This window comes from Catenuloplanes nepalensis (assembly GCF_030811575.1).
In the GTDB taxonomy this organism is placed as follows: Bacteria; Actinomycetota; Actinomycetes; order Mycobacteriales; family Micromonosporaceae; genus Catenuloplanes; species Catenuloplanes nepalensis.
In genome coordinates this window covers 5,832,547-5,850,686 of sequence record NZ_JAUSRA010000001.1, presented here as the reverse complement: position 1 = coordinate 5,850,686, position 18,140 = coordinate 5,832,547, and the positions used below count along the sequence as shown (strand labels likewise).

Here is an 18,140-nt window from a genome sequence, read left to right as displayed (position 1 = left end):
CCCGAACGGCTCCGACGGATATCTTAGTACGTCTATGGGCGCGGATCGGGCTGCGAGCCCTGGCGCAGCGCCGTGCGGGTGCTGCCGGCCGGGTCGAGCTGGAAGATCCAGGAACGGCCGTCGCGCTCGCCGGTCAGATATGCGGTGCGCGCCGTCCGGTAGCTCAGTTCCCGGTCGCCGGGCTTGCCGAGCGTGCGCTTCCCACCGGTCGCCGGGTCGTACTCGATCACGGTCAGTTTCGTGGACCCGCCCGCGGTCCAGGTCAGGCGCGCGCCGTCCGGCCGCCACGACGGTACGGACGCGGACCCGCTCTGCTGACCGCCGCCGCCGAACGTGGCCACCGCGCGCTCGCCCGCGCCCGCCACGGTCCCGATCGTCAAGCACGCGTCGTAGATCGACTCGCACATCCCGCCGCGGAACGCGATCCGCTTGCCGTCCGGCGCCCAGGAGACCGTGTCGTCCACGGCGATGCGTTCGCTCAGCGTGCCACCGCGAGCCGGCTCCGGCTTCTCCGTGGGCAGCGGCTGCCCCTTGCACTCCGCCGGGAACAGCACCTCCGGCTTGGCCTCACCGCTGGTCGCGACGCGGTAGACGACCGGCCCGCCGGTGCAGCCCGGCGCCGCGAACGCCAGCCACTTCCCGTCCGGCGACCAGTCCGCGCCGCCGGAGGCGTGGGCGCCCAGATCACGCCGGCCGGTGCCGTCCGCGTTCATCACCCAGAGCCGGTTCTTCAGCAGGTACGCGATGCGCTTCCCGTCCGGCGACCACCTCGGCCGTGCCGCGCCACCGCCGGTGGTGAGCGGCTTCTCCGCGCCGCCGCCCAGCAGCAGGACATTGCCGTCCCGCACGAACACCAGCTCGTGCGCCGCCGCCGCTTCCGCGTGGGTGGCGATCGTGGCCGGCGCACCGGCGGTCGCCTGTGCGCCGGTCGTCGCGGGGAGAGCGGTCCGGGCGTGCGCGATCGCGGGCAGCGCGGCCAGTGCCACGAACGAGAGCGCCGCGGTGAGCCCGATCCGGCCGCAGGCACGCGCGGCGATGGTGCGACGACGGCTGACGGTACTGCACATCACGGTCCCCCGACCTCGTGACTCACGATCCTGCGGCGATCGCTGCCGTGCTTCACGGGGACACGATCGTCGCAACCGGACGGCATCTGAGCGCTTCCCGACCAGCACCGTAAACGACCAGCCACGCAATTTCCGGAATTACCGCAAATCGGGCGTGTCGGGTGGTGCCGCGCCAACCCAGAGGCCTGTCCGGCTGGGCCCGTCCGGCTGGGCCCGTGTGGGCGGGCCCGTGTGGGCGGGTCGGCGGCCCGCGGGGAGGTGCGGGCCGCCGGGATGCCGGTCAGGCGGCGGTGGACCACATGGCGGCGAATGCGGCGGCCTCGCCGGTCAGCCAGCGGTCGATGTCGGCCGGCTTGGTGCTGGGATCGGCGCGGAAGACGTCGCCCCGGCGCACGTCGACCAGGACCGGCTCCGCGTGCGGCAGGATCTGGTCCATGTGCGCGGCCATCAGGTGCAGCGTGGCCACCACGGCCTCGTCACCCGGCGGCGTCTCGTCGAAGTGCAGGCGGACGGCCTCGGCGCGACCCCCTTCGTACCGCAGGCCGAGGTGGGGGTTGATCTTGACTGGCAGTCCGCCGATCACCGCGAGCGCGTCGCGGGTCTGCGCGAGCCACACCTTGTCGAGGTCGCCGAGCGTCTCCAGGTAGCGTGCCGCCCCGGCGGTGGAGGCCGTGTAGAGCGGTTGCCAGCGTGGCTTGACCGCCTGCACCACCGCGGCGAGGTGCGTGCCCGGCGTGCGGAACTGGATGTCGGCCTTGAGCGCCTTGACGAGCTGCCCGTGCGGGTTGAAGCCGGATTTGGCCTGCCGCGCCCGCCGGAGCCCGCTGACGAAGGAGGCCTTTTTCGGCCCGGTCCGGCCGACGTAGCGGGTGAACGAGAGCATCGTCGCATACGGCGTGAGATCGGTCTCGAGAGTGGGCACGATTGAAGATCCTCCCTGGTGGGGTGGTGTCTTTCGAACACACATACTAATCGACGGGTACGACATTTCCCACCCGCGGTGACGGTACGGTGACTCCGTGATCTCGCACGTGCGCCACCGCGCGCTGACCGGGGCGCCCTCCGACGAGTTCATCCCGTTCTGATCGCTGGAGCGCCACGCGTACCCTCGCCACAAGGGCTTCCGGGGTCTTGAACACGTCGTCGGACGTGACGCGGATGATCCGCCACCCGTCTTCGGCCAGGTCGTTCAGCCGCGCGATGTCGAAGCGGAACGCATCCGGCTCGCGGTGATAGTCCCCTTCGTACTCGATCACGATCCGCCGCTCCGGATACGGTATGAAATTTCGGGCACAGTGTGCCCGCGATGCGTCGCCTGCCGCAGACGCATCCGGCTGTTGCCGACGCTTCCCGCTTGTCGCTGGTGATCGTGCTTGCTTTCGGTGCGGTCTTACCTGCTGTATCCGGCGGCTGCGGACAGCTTCCGGACCGCGCGATACCCCTGCTCTCCTCGGCGCGCCCTTGATCTTCGGCCCCGGCCTAGCTGCCGACACCACCCGCCCGCACTGCCTCAGCCCGCAGCAGCCCTTCTGGAAGCGATCTAGGCCTCCGGACCACCAGGGGAACACTCAGGACGCCGCTGACGCGCGTTCGTCGGCTAGGACCTTGGAGAGTTCCTCCGGGGGGATGGGGCTGGAGAAGAAGAAGCCCTGGCCGAACGCGCACTGCAGGCCCCGCAGCCGGTGCAGCTGCTCCGGGGTCTCGACGCCTTCGGCGATCTGCGAGATGCCCAGCGTCTCGGCCAGGTTGACCAGCGCCTGGGTGACCGCCGAGCTCGTCGAGTCGTCGCCGAGCCGCTGTACGAACGACCGGTCGATCTTGATGGCGTGGATCGGCAGGTTCTGCAGGTAGCTCAACGACGCGTATCCCGTGCCGAAGTCGTCCAGCGCCACCCGCACCTCCATCTCCGCCAGCTCCGTCAGCGTCACCGCCGCTGCCGCGAGGTCGTGCAGCAGCGACGTCTCGGTCAGCTCCAGCACCAGTTGCGTGGCCGGCAGCCCGGAGGCGAACAGCGCCTCCCGCACGTCGTGCACCAGCCGCCCGGACAGCACGTGACCGGCCGTCACGTTGACGCTGATCGAGAAACCGGACTCGCCCTGCCACTCGCACGCCTGCCGCGCCGCCTGGTGGAGCACCCAACGGTCGATCTCCGGCAGCAGCCCGTTCGCCTCCGCGGCCGGCAGGAACATCGCCGGTGGAAGCAGGCCGCGCTGCGGATGCTGCCAGCGCAGCAGCGCCTCCGCGCCGGTGACCCGGCCCGAGTCCAGGTCCACCACCGGCTGGTAGTGAATCCTCAACTCGCCGCGGACCAGCGCATTGCGCAGCTCGCCGTCCAGTTCCAGCCGGTTGAGCGACTCCGTGATCAGTTCCTCGTCCGCGAACCGGTGGCGGCCCTTGCCGTCCGACTTCGCCGCGTAGAGCGCGAGGTCCGCGTCCCGCAGCATGCGCCCCGGGTCGTCGAGGTAGCCGGCCTCGCCGAGCGTGATCCCGATGCTCGCGCCGACCGCGGCGTCGCCGTTGTCCACGCGTACCGGCCGGGCCAGCTCTTCCAGCAGGCGTTCGGCCAGGCCGGCCGCGGCGGTGGCGTCCGCGTCCGCGAGCAGCACCGCGAACTCGTCGCCGCCGAGCCGGGCCACGGTGTCACCGGCCCGCGTCAGCTTCGTGAGCCGGGCGGAGACCTCGACCAGCAGCGCGTCGCCGGCGCCGTGGCCGAGCGTGTCGTTGACCGCCTTGAACCCGTCCAGGTCCACCATGAGCAGCGCCGGTGCCCCGGGCGCGCCGGGCGTCAGCGCGGCCGCGAGCCGTTCCGCGAAGACGGACCGGTTCGCCAGCCCGGTGAGCGGGTCGTGCGCGGCCTGATGCGCCAGCCGGTGCCGCTGCTCGGTGAGTTCCACGGTCAGCCGCGCGGTCAGCCACAGGCTGAGACCCTGCCGGGCCAGGATCGCGACCACCATCAGCCCGGCCAGCCCGAACACGACGAGGTCGAGGTGGCCGGTGCCGACCACGTGCGCCGCGCTGATGACCAGGCCGGCCACGGCCGGGAAGTACGGCATCAGCCAGCCGCCGACCAGCGGGCGCGGTGTCCAGGCCGAGCCGCTGCCCGCGCCGAGCGGCAGCCGGGTGGTGCCGGTGACCAGTAGGATCACCAGCAGCATGAGGCCGTCGAGGTGCCGGTCGGTGGGCAGCGACGTGTTGATCGTCAGGTACGTCGCGGCCAGGTTGTAGAGCGCGGCCAGCGCCATCGCGCCGCTGAGCATGCCGAGCGCGGGCTGCCCCTGCGCGCCGGAGAAGAGCAGCAGCGCCACGGCCAGCACGGCGAGCGAGCCGATCGTGTACGAGATGCTGATCCACTGGAAGTGTCCGCCGGGCCGCAGTGCCGGTTCGACCGCGAGGATCCAGCCCGGCATCAGCAGCGCCGTGCTGATCTGCACGCCGTCCAGCGTCATCCGCAGCTTGCCGGCCCAGCCCTCCGGCGCGGTCGGCAGCATCAGCAGCGCGATCAGCGCGCAGGCGAACGTGATCAGCGTGGGCAGCGCGACCAGGCTGCCCGGCACCAGCTCCCGCCCGGTGACCTCGTTGCCGAGCATGACCAGGTTGGAGACGAACCACAGCAGCAGGCCGAAGCCGGCGATCGCCCACATCCAGAACCGGCCGTACCGGCGGGTCGCGGCCGCGCGCAGGTAGGTGACGGCGGCGTAGCCGAGTGCGGCGCAGAGCGCGGCCTGGCTGATCGTGGTGGCCCAGGCGGACGGCCAGAGCAGCAGCATCCCGTGGACGAGCGCCGCGGTCGCGAAGGAGAAGGCCGTGAACCGCGCGCCGGCGCTGTCAGGAAACGACGTCATCGGAGCGCGCCTCCCAGACGAAGTCGACCTGTGCGGGCGAGGGTGAGGCGGCCTCCGCCTCGTAGGTGAAGCCGTACGGGTGCGACGTCTCGCCGCTGCCCGGTCGCCAGGTGCCGACGCCGGTGCCGTACGCGGTCCGGGTGGCCGCGAAGTCCGCGACCGTGCCGGAGTAGACCGTGACCGCCTCGCCGAACGCGGAGCACGACGGCCCGCTGCCCGAGGTGATCGTCAGCCGCACCCGCGCGTCCGCCGGGTCGTAGTTCGAGCCGTACAGCCGGACCGCCGCGCCCGCGCCGCCGGTGTAGTGCACGGTCGCGCAGTGCTCCCGGTCCGCGCCGGGCGTCATGCCGGTGATCAGCAGCCGGGCCGCGCCGGTCTGGAGCGGCGTGACCGAGACCGCGCCGCGCTGCCAGGCCGCGACCGCCGCCGGCATCGACGTCACGTGCCCGTGCCAGACCAGCCCACCGGTGACCAGCAGGCCCAGTACGAGTGTCGCGCCGATCAGGGTGAGCCGGGCGCTGCCCATGCTGCTACCGGCCTCGGTCCGGGCCATCGTCGGTACTCCTCGTCGCCACCGGCGCGGCGGGGGAGGGCCGCGCTCGGCAGGTTGTATCGGCGTTGCGGACCGGTACCTGAGCGGTGGACGGAAACTCTCAGCTCGCCCCGGCGGGGGTCGAAGTGTGCGGCCGTCCCGCCCCCGGAAGGAGCCCCCGCATGCGCATCACCCGAAGGGCATTGCTGTTACTCACCGTGGCGCTCGGTGTCGCCGCGGTCCCGGCCCCGGCCTCCGCGGTCGCCGGTACGCAACGGCTCCCGCACCCGACCGGCGGATACGTCCAGAGTCCGCACCTGAAGAAGGCCGAGGCGCGCGCGTACGCGGCGAACCTGCCGGTCAGCGTCGACCTGCGCGGGTACGCCCCGTCCCCGGGCGACCAGGGCCAGGTCGGATCGTGCGTCTCGTGGTCGATCGCGTACCAGATCATGGGTTACTACGCGAAGCGTCAGGGCGGTGCGGGTGCGCCGTACGCGCCGCTGTTCCTCTACATGCGCACGGTCGCGCCCGGCGGTGCCCCCAGCATCGGCACCAACCCGGACTACGCGCTGTCCCGCGCGCAGGCCGGCGGCGTGGACACGCAGGCGCACTACTTCCAGGGCACGACCGGCTGGCAGACCGCGCCGACCGCGGACCAGATCGCGAACGCGGAGAACTACCGGATCACCGGCTGGCAGCGGCTCTGGGTCGGCGGCAACCAGGGCACGAACGCGCAGGCCTCGATCAAGGCGGCGCTCGCCTCGGGCCAGCCGGTCGCGCTCGGCTTCCCGGTCTTCAAGGACTTCATGTACCTGAGGAGCCACACCAACTACACCACCACCAGCGGTACGAACCTGGGCGGCCACATGGTCGCGGCGCTCGGCTACGACGCGGCCGGCGTGTGGATCCGCAACTCCTGGGGCACCGGCTGGGGCAACGGCGGCGACGCGCACCTGTCCTGGTCGTTCGTGCAGTCCGCGGTGAACGGCGCGTACACGGTCAGCGGCATCGACACGCCGGCCACCGAGACCGATCTGGCGCCGAGCGTGGCGTCGCTGTCCGCGAAGAGCGGCCCGGCCGCGGGCGGCAGCGCGGTCACCATCACCGGCTCCGGGCTGGCCACCGTGACCGAGGTCCGGTTCGGCAGCACGCCCGCGGTGTTCACGGCCGCGGCCACCGGCGGCGTCACGAAGCTGACCGCGACCGCGCCGGCCGGCACGTCCGGGTCCACGGTGGACGTCACGGTCACCAACGGCGCCGGGACCAGCGCGGTCGGGGTCACCACGAAGTTCGCCTACACGCCGAACGGGCCGGCCGTCTCCGCGGTCTCGCCGTCCTCGGCCGTGATCTACGGCGGCACCACGGTGACGCTGACCGGCACGGACCTGACCGGCGTCAAGTCGGTCACGGCCGGCACCCGGACCGTGGGCTTCAAGGCGCCGGCCGGCGGCACCACGCTCACGTTCGTCACGCCGGCGCTGGCCGCGGGCACGTACCCGGTCACGGTCACCACGGCGTACGGCAAGAGCACGCCGGTCACGCTCACGATCACGCCGCCGGGTGTGCCGTCCGTCAGCGCGACGTCGGCCGCCACCGCGTCCACGGTCAAGGCCACGCCGCTCACGATCACCGGCACGAACCTGCTGAAGGCGACCATGACGCTGGGCGGGAAGACGGTCAGCGGCAGCGTCACCGACACGAAGATCACGCTGTCGCTGCCGGCCCGCGCTGCCGGTGACGTCCCGCTGGTCGTCAAGACGGCGGGCGGCACCACCACGGTCACGATCACCTACGTGGCGCCGCCGCGGCCGACCCTGGCGCAGCTGAGCGTGACCAGCGGCCCGGCCGGCAAGGCCACCCCGGTGACCATCACGGGTACGTCGCTGGGCGACATCACCGCGCTCACGGTCGGCGGGGTGCGCGTGGGGTTCACGAAGGTCTCGGCCACGCAGATCAGGGCGACGTTCCCGGCGAAGGCCGCGGGCACCCACGAGGTGCGGGTGACCGGCCCGGGCGGCGTCAGTGACGCGTTGACGTTCAGCTACGTCAAGTGACGTCGCCGCAGGCGTTCACTCCGGCGAGGAGTGGGCAGCAGGGATGAGACGGGTAGCGGGGTCGTGCCACGGATGGCGCGGCCCCGCTCGCTACTTCTCCTCGTCGCGGGCCTGCTGCGCCAGGTAGCGCTCCAGCTCGGCACCGAGCTCGTCCGCGGTCGGCAGCTCCACGGCCGGGCTGGCCAGCAGGCTGTTCGAGGCGCGGCCGCGGACGAACGCGTCGTACTGCTGCTCCAGCGCGCCGACCAGGTTGCGCCCCTGGTCGTCCTCCGCGATCTGCTGGTCGACCGCGGCCCGTACCTCGGCGGCGGACTCGCGCAGGCCGTCCAGCGGCAGCAGCAGACCGGTCGAGTGCGACACGGAGCTGAGCAGCGTCTCGGCCGCGGCGGGATATTCCGTCTGCGCCAGGTAGTGCGGGACGTGCACCGCGTACCCCATGGCGTCCTTGCCCTGCTCTCCGAGGCGCAGTTCGAGCAGGTTGCCGATGGCCGCGGGCACCTGCACCTTCTGCATGAACGACTCCTGGTCGCCGAGCAGCGCGCGCCGGGTCGCGTGCCCGGTGACGCTGGCCGGGCGGGTGTGCGGGACCGCCATCGGGATCGCGGTCATCCCGATCGTCAGCCGCACCCGGAACCGGTCGATGAGCTGGATCACGGCCGCGATGTACCGCTCCCACTGCAGGTCCGGCTCGGGGCCGGCGAGCAGTAGGAACGGCGCGGAGACCGTGTCGTGCACGAGGTGCAGCGCGAGCTTCGGCGTCTCGTAGCTGACCCAGTGGTCGCGGTCGAAGATCATCGACGGTCGGCGCGAGCGGTAGTCCATCAGCTGGTCGACGTCGAACGTCGCCAGTTCGGTGCTGTCCAGCGTCGTGAGCAGGTGGTCCACCGCGAGCTGGCTGGCACTGCCCGCGTCCACGAAGCCCGTCGTCGCGTGCACCAGCACCGGCTCGTCGAGTTCCGCGAGCGTCGGCAAATCGTCGGTGAGCTGGTAGAGCCCCTCCGGATCGAGCACCGGTCTCCCCCTCCTGCAAAGAACGAACCGACTCGGCCAACGTCCCGGTCTCGCGGCTCATTCCCGCGCCACCGGATGTTCTCGGCGAAATTCTCTCAAATTCCCCTTGGGCGTCCAACGGCGGTTCCCACTGTGACGCGCGCGGCAGGCGCCTCATCTCGACGGCCCGGCGACCGATAGGGGAACAGAGCGAGAGTCTCGGAGGGTGAGTGTCGATGCGCCGATCAACAGCCGCCTTCTACGGCGTGACCGGCGGTGCGATGGTGGCTGCGGCGGCGCTCGTGCTGTTCGCCCCGCTTCCGGCCGCGCTCCGCCTCGTCGTCATCCCGCAGACCGCGATGCTGGTGGCCGACGTGCTGTCGATCACCTTCGCGATCCGTGCCGCGCGCCGGCCCGGGCTGGACCGGAACACCCGGCTGGCCTGGTGGATCCTGTCCGCGGCGTTCACGGCGCTGTGCGTGGCGTCCGTGCTCTTCGCCGCGTTCCCGGACGCGTACGTCTTCCCGGTGCCGGGCCACTGGGTGCGGCTCGGCTGCTTCGTGCCGCTGATGCTGGCCGGGTTGCTCACCATGCCCCGGCAGCCCGGCGGCCAGCTGGCGGGCTGGAAGATCCTGCTGGACGTGAGCGCCGTCGTGATCGGCGGCGCGATGCTGCTGTGGTACCTGGTGACCGGCCCGGCGCTGGAGGACGTCTCGCTGGAGCGGGACGTGGTGGCGTTCGCGCTCGCGTACCCGATCGGCGACCTGGTTCTGCTCTTCGGCGTGACGCTGGTGCTGGTCCGCGGCGTGAACGTGGCGGCGCGGCTGCCGATGGCGCTGCTCGGCGGTGCGCTGATGTGCGAGATCGTCGGCAACACCTACCTGGGTTACCTGGGCGCGCATCCGGGCCGCCCGGCCGTGGTCCAGTGGATGTTCTTCTGCTGGATGGCCGCGCACGCCCTGATCGCGGCCGCCGCGTTCTCCGCGTCCCGGATCGAGGGCACGTCCCAGGCCAGGGCGCCGGGCCGGCTGTCCGTGAGCCGGCTGCCCTACCTGGGCATCGCGGCCGGGCTGTCGCTGCTGGTGGTGGCCACGCTGCGGGAGGAGCGGCTCTACCCGTGGACCGGACTGGTGCTCGGCGCGCTGCTGCTGGTCGGCATCGTGGTGCTGCGGCAGGTCGCGACGTCGAGGGAGAACCACGAGCTGGCGATCACGGACGGGCTGACCGGCCTGGCGAATCGCGCCCGGCTGCAGGACGCGCTCGGCCGCGCGCTGGTCCGCGGGCAGCGCTCCGGCCAGTCGACCGCGGTCCTGCTCGCCGACCTGAACGGGTTCAAGCAGGTCAACGACGGGCTCGGGCACGCGGCCGGCGACCGGATGCTGGTCGAGTTCGCCGGCATGCTGCGCCGCGCCGTGCTCGGCTCGGACGTGGCCGGGCGGCTCGGCGGCGACGAGTTCGCGGTGGTGCTGCACGACATCGGTTCGGCCGCGAACGCGCAGGCGGTGGTGCGGCGGCTGCGCCAGGAGATGAAGCTGCCGATCCTGATCGGCGACGTGGTGGTGCAGGTGCGCGCCGCGATCGGCGTCGCGGTCACCGGCCCGGGCGAGCACGACGCGGACACACTGCTCCGGCTGGCCGACGAGGCGATGTACCGGGCGAAGCGGGCCGAGCGCGACGGCACCGACCCGGACATGGAGCCACTGGCGGCGGACCTGAGCGACGCGGTGCGCAACGGCCAGCTGCGCGTGCACTACCAGCCGATCGCGACGCTGCCGGACGGGCGGATCGTGGGCGTGGAGGCGCTGGTCCGCTGGGAGCACCCGCAGCGTGGCACGGTGCCGCCGCTGTCGTTCATCCCGCTCGCGGAGGAGACCGGCGCGATCCGGGAGATCGGCGCGTGGGTGCTCTCGCAGGCCTGCCGGCAGGTGGCGGCGTGGCGGGCGGACGGGCACGACCTGCACCTGGCCGTGAACGTGTCGCCACGGCAGCTCGAACCGGGACTCGCCGAGCGGGTGTTCGCGGAGCTTTCCGCGGCCGGGCTGGCGTACCGGGACCTGATCGTCGAGGTGACCGAGAGCGTGCGGGTGGAGGACCCGGTCGCGGTCGACCAGCTGCGCAGACTGCACGAGCGTGGCGTGCGGATCGCGCTGGACGACTTCGGCACCGGGTACTCCACGCTGCGCTACCTGACCGCGCTTCCGGTCGACATCCTGAAGATCGACCGATCGTTCGTGGCGAAACTCGACGGCACGCCGGAGGGCGCGGCCGTGGCCGAGACCGTACTGCGGCTGAGCCAGATGATGCACCTGGAGACGGTCGCGGAGGGCGTCGAGTCGCCCGGTCAGGCCGCCGAGCTGGCCGGGCTCGGCTGCGTCAACGCGCAAGGCTTCCACTTCGCGCGGCCGATGCCCGCGGACGAGGTCTCCGGCCTGCTCAGCGAACAGGATCCGGCCAGCGTCTGATTTCCCCTTTAAAGGGAAACGTGTCCGCGCTGTGCGGCTGGGCGTTCCTGGAGTGGCGCTTCGCCGGCTCGTTCTTCCAGGGACTGCGGGAGCGCGGATGGGGCCGAACGTCGTCACCGGCGGGTGGGCGGCGCTGGCCGAGCAGCCATGGCGCGAGCTGGGGGAGGCGGTGCTGCGTACCCCCGTGTTCGTGGCGGTTCTGCTTCTCACGCTCCTCACCGGCCGCTGGCTGCTGGCGCTGCCCCCGCTGCTGGTCGGGTTGGCGGTCGCGCTCGGCATGCCGCTCACGCCGGCGGAGGCGCTGATCGCGCTCGGCGTGACCGCGCTGGTCACGCCGATGCCGGCCGGGAGGGTCGCGGTCGTGGTGCTCACCGTCGCAGCTTTATGTCAAGTGGCACTCGGGTGGTTCTGGTGACGTGGCGCGTGGGTATCACCATGGGAACAGTCAGTAGGAGGCAGTCATGGCACGCATCGTCGACCGGATCCAGCACTTCCTGCGCTCGCCCGCGGGCCGCAAGGCCACCGAGCGGGTCCAGCGGGAGCTCGCGAAGCCGCAGAACCAGCAGAAGCTGCGCGGACTCCTGACCCGCCTGTCCGGCAAGCGCAGGTAACCGTCATCCTGTCAGTCCTCACCACCGCACGTCTCCCGGAGCGCACACGTGACCGTACCCCCGGATGAATTCGACACCGCAGCCGACGACCCGATCGCCGAGGACGAGACGGTCGCGGCGCCGCCCGGCACGCTGTGGGACCGGATGAAGAACGACCCGCAGTACGCGCCGGAGCACCTCGCGCTGGAGGCGGTCCGCCGGCTCGGCCCGCAGGCACGCGACTGGGCCGAGCGGTCCCGCGCGCTCCAGCCGGACGTCCCGGCGGACGTGCTCGCGCAGCGCGCGGTCAAGCGCTTCCGCAACCACGCCCGGCTGTCCGGCGCGGTCTCCGGCGCGGCCGGCCTGCCCGGTGCCGTGGTCGACGTGGGCGTGCTCGCCTGGACGCAGGCGCGCATGGTGCTGCACATCGCCGCCGCGTACGGCATCGACCCCACGCACCCGGACCGCGCCACCGACCTGCTGGTCCTGCAGAAGGTGCACAAGGTCGCGGAGACCGCGCGGATCGCGCTCGGCGTGGCCGCCGGCCGGGAGCGGGCCAGCTCGCTCTTCGCCCGCTCCGGCGGCAAGCCGCTGGCCGGCGTGATGCTGCGGCTCGGCGTCCGGCTGGCGCAGATGGCCGGCGTCCGCGCGGCCAAGCGGATGGTCGCCAAGGTCATCCCGGGCGCGTCGATCGCGCTCGGCACCTGGGCCAACTCCAGCGCCACCACCGCGCTCGCGCGCCGCTCCGTCGAGATCTTCCGCGACACCCCGAGCTCCCTGCCCTCCGCGAACTGACGCCCTCCACTCCGCGAACTGACGCCCCACTCCGTGATCGGGGTGTCCTCCATGTCGCTCCAGCGACATGGAGGACACCCCGATCACGGTCTTGATCTGCCGGACCACCCACCCAGCTTGCAGGGAGGCCGCCCGCGGCCGACCGGTGCCCGCGGGAGCACTGGGAAGGCGCCCACGCCGCAAGCGGGCATATCTTGATCTTGACCTTGACCTTGACCTGCCCGGCCCCGGCCTGGCCCACAGCTCGCGGCTGTGGAATGACCGGTGGCCGAATCAGCGGGAGAACATGTAGGTCTTCTCTGCGATGGCGGCTTGGCCTGCGACATTGGGGTGGAAGAAGTCGAGGTGGTTGACGAGGTCGAGCGTGAACCGGACCCGGTGCACGGCCCCCTCGTCGTCCCGGCAGCGATCGCCGAACTCGCGGCAGGCCCGGCGCAGTTCCCGGTTGTAGTCCTCGATCCGCCCGTCCACCTCGCGGCGGCGGTCCTGGTCCTGGTCGGCCAGCGACGTGGGATCGCCGAGCATGCTCTGGCAGATGCCGCGGTTCCAGGCCGCGACCGCCCGCTCGTCCGTGTGCCCGAGCTCCCACAGCCGGTAGACGTCCGGCACGCTCGCGACCAGCACCTCCGCCTCCGGCAGCCCGTCCTTGATCGTGTTCAGTGCCGCGTCGACCTGCGCGCGGAAGTCCGCCACCGGCGTCATCGCACCCGGGTTCGCGCGGCAGGCGTCGTTAGCGCCGATCATGATGGTCACGTAGGCCGCGCCGGTCCGCACCGCCGCGTCCGCCTGGCCCGCCAGGTCGGCCGCACGCGCCCCCGCCTTCGCGAAGTTGTGCGCCTGGTCGGTGATGTCCGGGTTGGCCGCGCGGATCCGCAGGTAGTGGCTGTCCACATCCGGGTCGAAGCCGGTCGCCCAGGAGTTCCGGACGCAGGCGACGAGCGTGGCACAGGTGCCGTAGCCCGCGGTGATCGAGTCGCCCAGCGCGGCCATCGATGCGGGAAGGTCCTCGTTCGGCGGCGGATCCTCCCCGGGTGTGCCGCCGCCGGCCTCGCCCTCGCAGGCCAGCGCGAGCACGCTGAGTGCGGACAGAACCGCGACCTGCCAGCGTCGAACCACCATCTAACTCCTCCGATGCTGCGGACGGCGACGGTCATGTGACTTTACGTTGTTGATGTGCCGAGAAGCATGCCAAGTTACCGTTCAGGTGACACCCGAAAACCGAGCGATCGGCTGCTATTTTGAGGAGCCCTCACCCGCCGGATCGGAGGGCTGCTCATGTTTGATCGCGGGCGTCTCGCCACGCTGCTGGCACGCGAACGCGCCACCTACGCCGATCGCAACCCGCGCTCCGCCGCCGCCTACGCACGCGCCGAACACCTCCTCGGCCGCACGCCGATGACCTGGATGAACAAGACCGCGGCCGGCTTCCCGCTCTACCTTTCGGCGGCGCGCGGCGCCCACGTCACCGACCTCGACGGTCACGACCACGCCGACTTCTGCCTCGGCGACACCGCCGCGATGGCCGGCCACTCCCCGGCACCGGTCGTCGAGGCCGTGCAACGCCGGCTCGCCGACCAGGGCGGCGCCACCGCGATGCTCCCCACCGAGGACGCCGAGATCGTCGGCGCCGAACTCGCCCGCCGCTTCGGCCTGCCGCTGTGGAGCTTCGCGCTCACCGCCACCGACGCGAACCGGTGGGCGATCCGCCTGCTCCGCGCGGTCACCGGCCGCCCCCGCATCCTGGTCAACAGCTACTGCTACCACGGCTCCGTCGACGAGACCCTGATCGTCGTCGGCCCCGACGGCCGCCCCCGCAGCCGCGCCGGCAACGTCGGCGCCCCCGTCGACGTGCTCACCACCAGCCGCGTCGCCGAGTTCAACGACGTCGACGGCCTCGCCCGCGAACTGGCCCACGGCGACGTCGCCGCGGTGCTGATGGAACCCGCGCTCACCAACGTCGGCATCGTCACGCCCGACATCGGCTACCTGGCCAAAGCGCGAGAGCTCACCCAGCGGTACGGCACCTACCTCATCAACGACGAGACGCACACGTTCTCGGAGGGCCCCGGCGGCGCCACGCGCGCATGGGAACTGCAGCCTGACGTGGTCACCATCGGCAAGTCGATCGGCGGCGGAATCCCGGCCGCCGCCTACGGCGTCACGACGGAACTGGCCGACACCATCGCCACCCGCTCCGACCTCGACCTGGTCGACGCGGGCGGAATCGGCGGCACGCTCGCGGGAAGCGCACTCTCCGTGGCCGCCATGCGCGCGACACTGACGTCGGTGCTGACGGACGCCGCGTTCGAGCACATGATCTCGATGGCACGCGCGTTCGCCGCGGGGGTGCGACTGGTGCTGGACCGGCACGGGCTGTCGTGGTCGGTCTGCCAGCTGGGGGCACGTGTGGACTACCGCTTCGTGTCGCCGGTCCCGCGAAACGGCACGCAGTCGGCCGCGGCGGCGGATCCGGAGCTGGAGGACTACCTGCACGTCTATCTGGCGAATCGCGGGGTGCTGTTGACGCCGTTTCACAATATGGCGCTGATGTGCCCGGAGACGACGTTGGACGACGTGGCGCGGCATCAGGAATCGTTCAATGCGGCTATCAAGGAGCTGGTGGATTAGCCGCCGCTTTCTTTCGAGGCTTGTTCAGCGGGCGAGCCGAAGCCGCGTCGCCGATAAGCCTCGCTGGGGATGATTTTCGGCATCGTCCGACCTCCCGGCTCTCCGGCCAACGGATCGGTCGAGCGGACTCGCACGTACCCGCGTTCGGCACGTGATTCAGTCCGAAACCCTGCCGGAGCCTCACCGATTCAGTGATCGAGAAGCAGAACTCGACCTTACCACTCATCCCCGCCCGAAATATCGCGATATAACTAGCGGCGGCTGGCTACCGAAACGATCACGTGTGCCAAATCGTTGTTAAGACCGCCGAATAACAACGATTTGGCACACGTGATCGACTTTCGGCCACCGCCGGACCGCTTTGATCTTCTCTCGGGCAGCCGGACCGCTTTCGCCTTGATTCGTGCGCTCAGCGCAGACCGCCGGCGCCTGGCTGCCCCGTATGCCGTCGACCACCCTTGGGGTGCAGATCATCGGCAGGGCCGCCACCCACGACGCATCCCCAGCTCAGGCAAGGACGGCGCGTAGCGACGACCCTGCCGACCACAGACCGGAGCTGGCGGCCCTGCCGATGATCTGCTCGGCTTGACCTGGAAGACGGCATACGGGGCAGCCAGGCATACGAAACCCAACCCACGCCACCCACGAAAGACAGCCCCGGCCCCGCCGGAACCCACGCCCTTCCCCCGGAGCCCGAGGCCCGCCGGAGGTGCCCTGAACGCAACCACCAACGCCAGAGATAACACGAAATATCGGGCGCGCAGCCGCCCGCCCTCACGACGCCGACAGCGCGCCCTGTAGGCGTCGTGATCCGCCCGCCACGGTGTCTTAGACCCCGGCCACCCACTCGACGGGCAGGGAGGAGCGCCAGCGACGACCGGTGCCCGCGGGAGCACTCGGAAAGTGCCCACGCCGGAAGCGGGAAATGATTCCTTAGGACCAGGACTGCTTCGGCAGCACCACGATCTGGCCGAAGAACTCGTCGATGTTGCGGACCACGTTCTCGAACTCGTCCAGGTCTATCGGCTTCGTCACGTACGCGTTGGCCTGGAGCGTGTAGCTCGACAGGATGTCCGTGTCCGCCTTGGACGTGGTGAGGACCACGATCGGGATGAGCCGGAGCTGTTCGTCCGATTTGACCTCGGCCAGGACCTGGCGGCCGTCGACCCGGGGCATGTTGAGGTCGAGCAGGATCAGGTCGGGGCGGGTGGCCTCGGAGTGCTTGCCCTCGCGGCGGAGGAACTGGAGGGCTTCCTGGCCGTCGCCGACCACGTCGACGTGCTTGGGGCTGCCGGATGCCTCGAGGGCTTCCTCGATCATGAGCACGTCGCCCGGGTCGTCGTCCACCACGAGGATGCGGACCGGCTGGGTGGAGGTGGACATCATCACCGGGAGTTCCTCGTTTCGGGTGGCGTGCGGGAGAGCAGTCTACGGCACCCGGGCGGTGCGGACCGGATCCCGGGCGCCCGGCCGCGCTTTTCGGTCTTCCACGGAAAAGAGCGCGCCGGCCAGGCACGGGGGAACCTGGCCGGCGCGCGGTCCGGTGTGAAACCAGAGGTCAGTAGCCGTCCGGGCCGAAGTGGCCGCGGAGCTTGGTGAGCGCGCGGGTCAGCAGCCGGGAGACGTGCATCTGCGACACGCCGATCTGGTCGGCGATCTGCGACTGGGTGAGGTTGCCGTAGAAGCGGAGCGTCAGGATCTTCTGCTCGCGCTCGTCCAGCGTCGCCAGCGCCGGGCCCAGGGCCACGCGCAGTTCGGCGAGCTCGTACTCGCGGTCGACGCCGCCGAGCGTGTCGCCCAGCTCCGTCGAGCCGTCCGCGGTGGCGGGCGTGGAGAGCGAGGTGGCCGTGTAGGCACGGGCGCCCTCGAGGCCCTCCAGGACCTCCTCCTCGGTGACCTTCAGGTGCGCGGCGATGTCCGCGACCGTCGGGGAGCGGCCGAGCGACTGCAGCAGCGTGCTGTTCGCCTCGGAGATGGCCAGTCGCAGCTCCTGCAGCCGGCGCGGGACCCGCACGTCCCAGGTCCGGTCGCGGAAGTAGCGCTTGATCTCGCCGATGATGGTCGGGATCGCGTATCCGGCGAAGTCGACGCCACGCTCGGGGTCGAACTTGTCGATCGCCTTGATCAGGCCGATCGTCGCGGTCTGCTCCAGGTCGTCCATCGGCTCGCCGCGGCCGGAGAAGCGCAGCGCCAGGTGACGGGCGAGAGGCAGCCAGGCCTCGATCGCCCTGTCGCGGAGCGCCTCGCGGGACGGATGCCCGGCCGGCATCGCGCACAGCGTCTGGAGAAGCTCGGTCGCCTTGTCCGCCTGAGCGGCACGGGCGATCGGCTGGGCTTTCGGCTTGACTGGGGCCGTGTCCTGCGTCGTCGTCGTTACGGTCATGGTGGTCCTCCCGAGCACCTCGATGTCCTCCGGGCCCCGGGGGCGCGAGTCGATGGTTGGTGCACGACATCGACCGGGGGCTCGGCGCAGACTTGATAGCCATTGGCCTTCCGGCTCAAACCACTTTTCTTCAAGAATATTTGCTGTCCACCAATCGAGTTCGGCTAGCATGTCGCTCCGTAGTGAATCAACTACGAAAAGTGACGGACTTCCGACTCCATGGTGGAGCGATGGTTGTCTATGATGTGCCCGTGGCACGGATACTCCTCGTACCCGGGCGCAGCGCCGCCGCACCCGACCACTGGCAGTCCCGCTGGGCCGCCGGCAACCCGGACTATCAGTGGGTTCCCCGCCCAAGCGGCCCGCTCTTCGACCTCGAGCTGCGCGTCGCCGCGCTGCACCGGGCGATCACCGCGTCCCGGAGTCCCGCGGTGCTGGTCGCGCACAGCGCCGGCTGCATCACCGTGGTGGTCTGGGCGAGCCGGCACGCCGGTCCGGTCCGCGGTGCGCTGCTGGTCGCCCCGCCCTACATCGATCCCGAGTGGCGGCCCGGCCCGGACGATCCCGACGAGCCGGCCATCGACGTGCCACGCACCGCGCTGCCGTTCCCGGCGATCGTGGTCGCCAGCCGCACCGACCCCTACGCGGAGTTCGAGGAGTCCCGGGACTACGCGCAGGATTGGGGCGCGCAGCTGATCGACGCGGGCGACGCCGGGCACCTGCACAGCGCCGCGGGCTACGGCCCCTGGCCGGCGGGAGAGCAACTGCTGAAAAACCTTCTATGAGATTTACCCGCT

16 protein-coding genes are annotated in these 18,140 nt (G+C 71.2%); 7 read left to right on the top strand and 9 right to left on the bottom strand.

The window, feature by feature from the left end; all coding sequences use genetic code 11:
* Window positions 1–32 precede the first annotated feature (32 nt).
* From J2S43_RS24940 to J2S43_RS24920, 5 genes are all read right to left on the bottom strand, one after another.
* Window positions 33–1,067 carry a TolB family protein gene (locus J2S43_RS24940; protein WP_370881783.1) on the bottom strand — a complete coding sequence of 345 codons (1,035 nt, stop codon included), beginning with the start codon at window positions 1,065–1,067 and terminating at the stop codon, window positions 33–35.
* A gap of 280 nt (window positions 1,068–1,347) precedes the next feature.
* A complete protein-coding gene (locus J2S43_RS24935) occupies window positions 1,348–2,034 on the bottom strand; it encodes a hypothetical protein (RefSeq protein ID WP_370881782.1) in 687 nt (228 codons plus the stop codon).
* 1 nt (window position 2,035) lies between these two features.
* Window positions 2,036–2,323, bottom strand: coding sequence for a putative endonuclease domain-containing protein (locus tag J2S43_RS24930; protein ID WP_306833140.1), 288 nt, complete (start codon window positions 2,321–2,323; stop codon window positions 2,036–2,038).
* A gap of 312 nt (window positions 2,324–2,635) precedes the next feature.
* Window positions 2,636–4,909 carry a putative bifunctional diguanylate cyclase/phosphodiesterase gene (locus J2S43_RS24925; protein ID WP_306833139.1) on the bottom strand — a complete coding sequence of 758 codons (2,274 nt, stop codon included), beginning with the start codon at window positions 4,907–4,909 and terminating at the stop codon, window positions 2,636–2,638.
* Window positions 4,893–5,462: a hypothetical protein gene (locus J2S43_RS24920; protein WP_306833137.1), complete on the bottom strand. Its 570-nt coding sequence runs from the start codon at window positions 5,460–5,462 to the stop codon at window positions 4,893–4,895. Before J2S43_RS24920 ends, J2S43_RS24925 begins: the two co-directional genes overlap by 17 nt.
* A 161-nt stretch (window positions 5,463–5,623) precedes the next feature.
* Between J2S43_RS24920 and J2S43_RS24915 the strand changes: the two genes are divergently transcribed.
* Complete coding sequence (locus J2S43_RS24915) at window positions 5,624–7,495, top strand: IPT/TIG domain-containing protein (RefSeq protein WP_306833135.1); 1,872 nt, start codon at window positions 5,624–5,626, stop codon at window positions 7,493–7,495.
* A gap of 90 nt (window positions 7,496–7,585) precedes the next feature.
* On the opposite strand, the gene J2S43_RS24910 is transcribed toward J2S43_RS24915, so the two are convergent.
* On the bottom strand, window positions 7,586–8,506 hold the full coding sequence (locus J2S43_RS24910) for a proteasome assembly chaperone family protein (RefSeq protein WP_306833133.1): 921 nt from the start codon (window positions 8,504–8,506) through the stop codon (window positions 7,586–7,588).
* A gap of 215 nt (window positions 8,507–8,721) precedes the next feature.
* Here J2S43_RS24910 and J2S43_RS24905 point away from each other — a divergent pair, with 215 nt between their 5' ends.
* The 4 genes from J2S43_RS24905 (at window position 8,722) to J2S43_RS24890 (ending at window position 12,332) form a co-directional block, all read left to right on the top strand.
* Window positions 8,722–10,947: a putative bifunctional diguanylate cyclase/phosphodiesterase gene (locus J2S43_RS24905; protein ID WP_306833132.1), complete on the top strand. Its 2,226-nt coding sequence runs from the start codon at window positions 8,722–8,724 to the stop codon at window positions 10,945–10,947.
* Window positions 10,948–11,044: 97 nt separating this feature from the next.
* Complete coding sequence (locus J2S43_RS24900) at window positions 11,045–11,362, top strand: hypothetical protein (RefSeq protein ID WP_306833130.1); 318 nt, start codon at window positions 11,045–11,047, stop codon at window positions 11,360–11,362.
* Between the two features lie 46 nt (window positions 11,363–11,408).
* On the top strand, window positions 11,409–11,558 hold the full coding sequence (locus J2S43_RS24895) for a hypothetical protein (protein ID WP_306833128.1): 150 nt from the start codon (window positions 11,409–11,411) through the stop codon (window positions 11,556–11,558).
* Window positions 11,559–11,651: 93 nt separating this feature from the next.
* Window positions 11,652–12,332, top strand: coding sequence for an EcsC family protein (locus J2S43_RS24890; protein WP_306839428.1), 681 nt, complete (start codon window positions 11,652–11,654; stop codon window positions 12,330–12,332).
* 273 nt (window positions 12,333–12,605) lie between these two features.
* Here the strand turns inward: J2S43_RS24890 and J2S43_RS24885 are convergent, their stop codons facing one another.
* On the bottom strand, window positions 12,606–13,451 hold the full coding sequence (locus tag J2S43_RS24885; RefSeq protein ID WP_306833126.1) for an SGNH/GDSL hydrolase family protein: 846 nt from the start codon (window positions 13,449–13,451) through the stop codon (window positions 12,606–12,608).
* 156 nt (window positions 13,452–13,607) lie between these two features.
* Between J2S43_RS24885 and J2S43_RS24880 the strand changes: the two genes are divergently transcribed.
* Complete coding sequence (locus J2S43_RS24880) at window positions 13,608–14,960, top strand: transaminase (RefSeq protein ID WP_306833123.1); 1,353 nt, start codon at window positions 13,608–13,610, stop codon at window positions 14,958–14,960.
* 933 nt (window positions 14,961–15,893) lie between these two features.
* Here J2S43_RS24880 and J2S43_RS24875 read toward each other — a convergent pair.
* Together J2S43_RS24875 and J2S43_RS24870 are read right to left on the bottom strand one after the other, a co-directional pair.
* Complete coding sequence (locus J2S43_RS24875; RefSeq protein WP_306839426.1) at window positions 15,894–16,346, bottom strand: response regulator; 453 nt, start codon at window positions 16,344–16,346, stop codon at window positions 15,894–15,896.
* A 172-nt stretch (window positions 16,347–16,518) separates the two neighbouring features.
* The gene (locus J2S43_RS24870; RefSeq protein ID WP_370881652.1) at window positions 16,519–17,343 is read right to left on the bottom strand and encodes a SigB/SigF/SigG family RNA polymerase sigma factor; all 825 of its coding nucleotides are present in this window, start codon (window positions 17,341–17,343) and stop codon (window positions 16,519–16,521) included.
* A 251-nt stretch (window positions 17,344–17,594) separates the two neighbouring features.
* Between J2S43_RS24870 and J2S43_RS24865 the strand changes: the two genes are divergently transcribed.
* The gene (locus J2S43_RS24865; protein ID WP_306833121.1) at window positions 17,595–18,128 is read left to right on the top strand and encodes an RBBP9/YdeN family alpha/beta hydrolase; all 534 of its coding nucleotides are present in this window, start codon (window positions 17,595–17,597) and stop codon (window positions 18,126–18,128) included.
* The last annotated feature ends 12 nt before the right edge of the window (window positions 18,129–18,140 follow it).

Coding starts and splice junctions, on each gene's coding strand:
- J2S43_RS24940 (WP_370881783.1), bottom strand. CDS start 1,067: ATGTGCAGTACCGTCAGCCGTCGTCGCACCATCGCCGCGCGTGCCTGC.
- J2S43_RS24935 (WP_370881782.1), bottom strand. CDS start 2,034: ATGTGTGTTCGAAAGACACCACCCCACCAGGGAGGATCTTCAATCGTG.
- J2S43_RS24925 (WP_306833139.1), bottom strand. CDS start 4,909: ATGACGTCGTTTCCTGACAGCGCCGGCGCGCGGTTCACGGCCTTCTCC.
- J2S43_RS24920 (WP_306833137.1), bottom strand. CDS start 5,462: ATGGCCCGGACCGAGGCCGGTAGCAGCATGGGCAGCGCCCGGCTCACC.
- J2S43_RS24915 (WP_306833135.1), top strand. CDS start 5,624: ATGCGCATCACCCGAAGGGCATTGCTGTTACTCACCGTGGCGCTCGGT.
- J2S43_RS24905 (WP_306833132.1), top strand. CDS start 8,722: ATGCGCCGATCAACAGCCGCCTTCTACGGCGTGACCGGCGGTGCGATG.
- J2S43_RS24900 (WP_306833130.1), top strand. CDS start 11,045: ATGGGGCCGAACGTCGTCACCGGCGGGTGGGCGGCGCTGGCCGAGCAG.
- J2S43_RS24895 (WP_306833128.1), top strand. CDS start 11,409: ATGGCACGCATCGTCGACCGGATCCAGCACTTCCTGCGCTCGCCCGCG.
- J2S43_RS24885 (WP_306833126.1), bottom strand. CDS start 13,451: ATGGTGGTTCGACGCTGGCAGGTCGCGGTTCTGTCCGCACTCAGCGTG.
- J2S43_RS24880 (WP_306833123.1), top strand. CDS start 13,608: ATGTTTGATCGCGGGCGTCTCGCCACGCTGCTGGCACGCGAACGCGCC.
- J2S43_RS24875 (WP_306839426.1), bottom strand. CDS start 16,346: ATGATGTCCACCTCCACCCAGCCGGTCCGCATCCTCGTGGTGGACGAC.
- J2S43_RS24870 (WP_370881652.1), bottom strand. CDS start 17,343: ATGACCGTAACGACGACGACGCAGGACACGGCCCCAGTCAAGCCGAAA.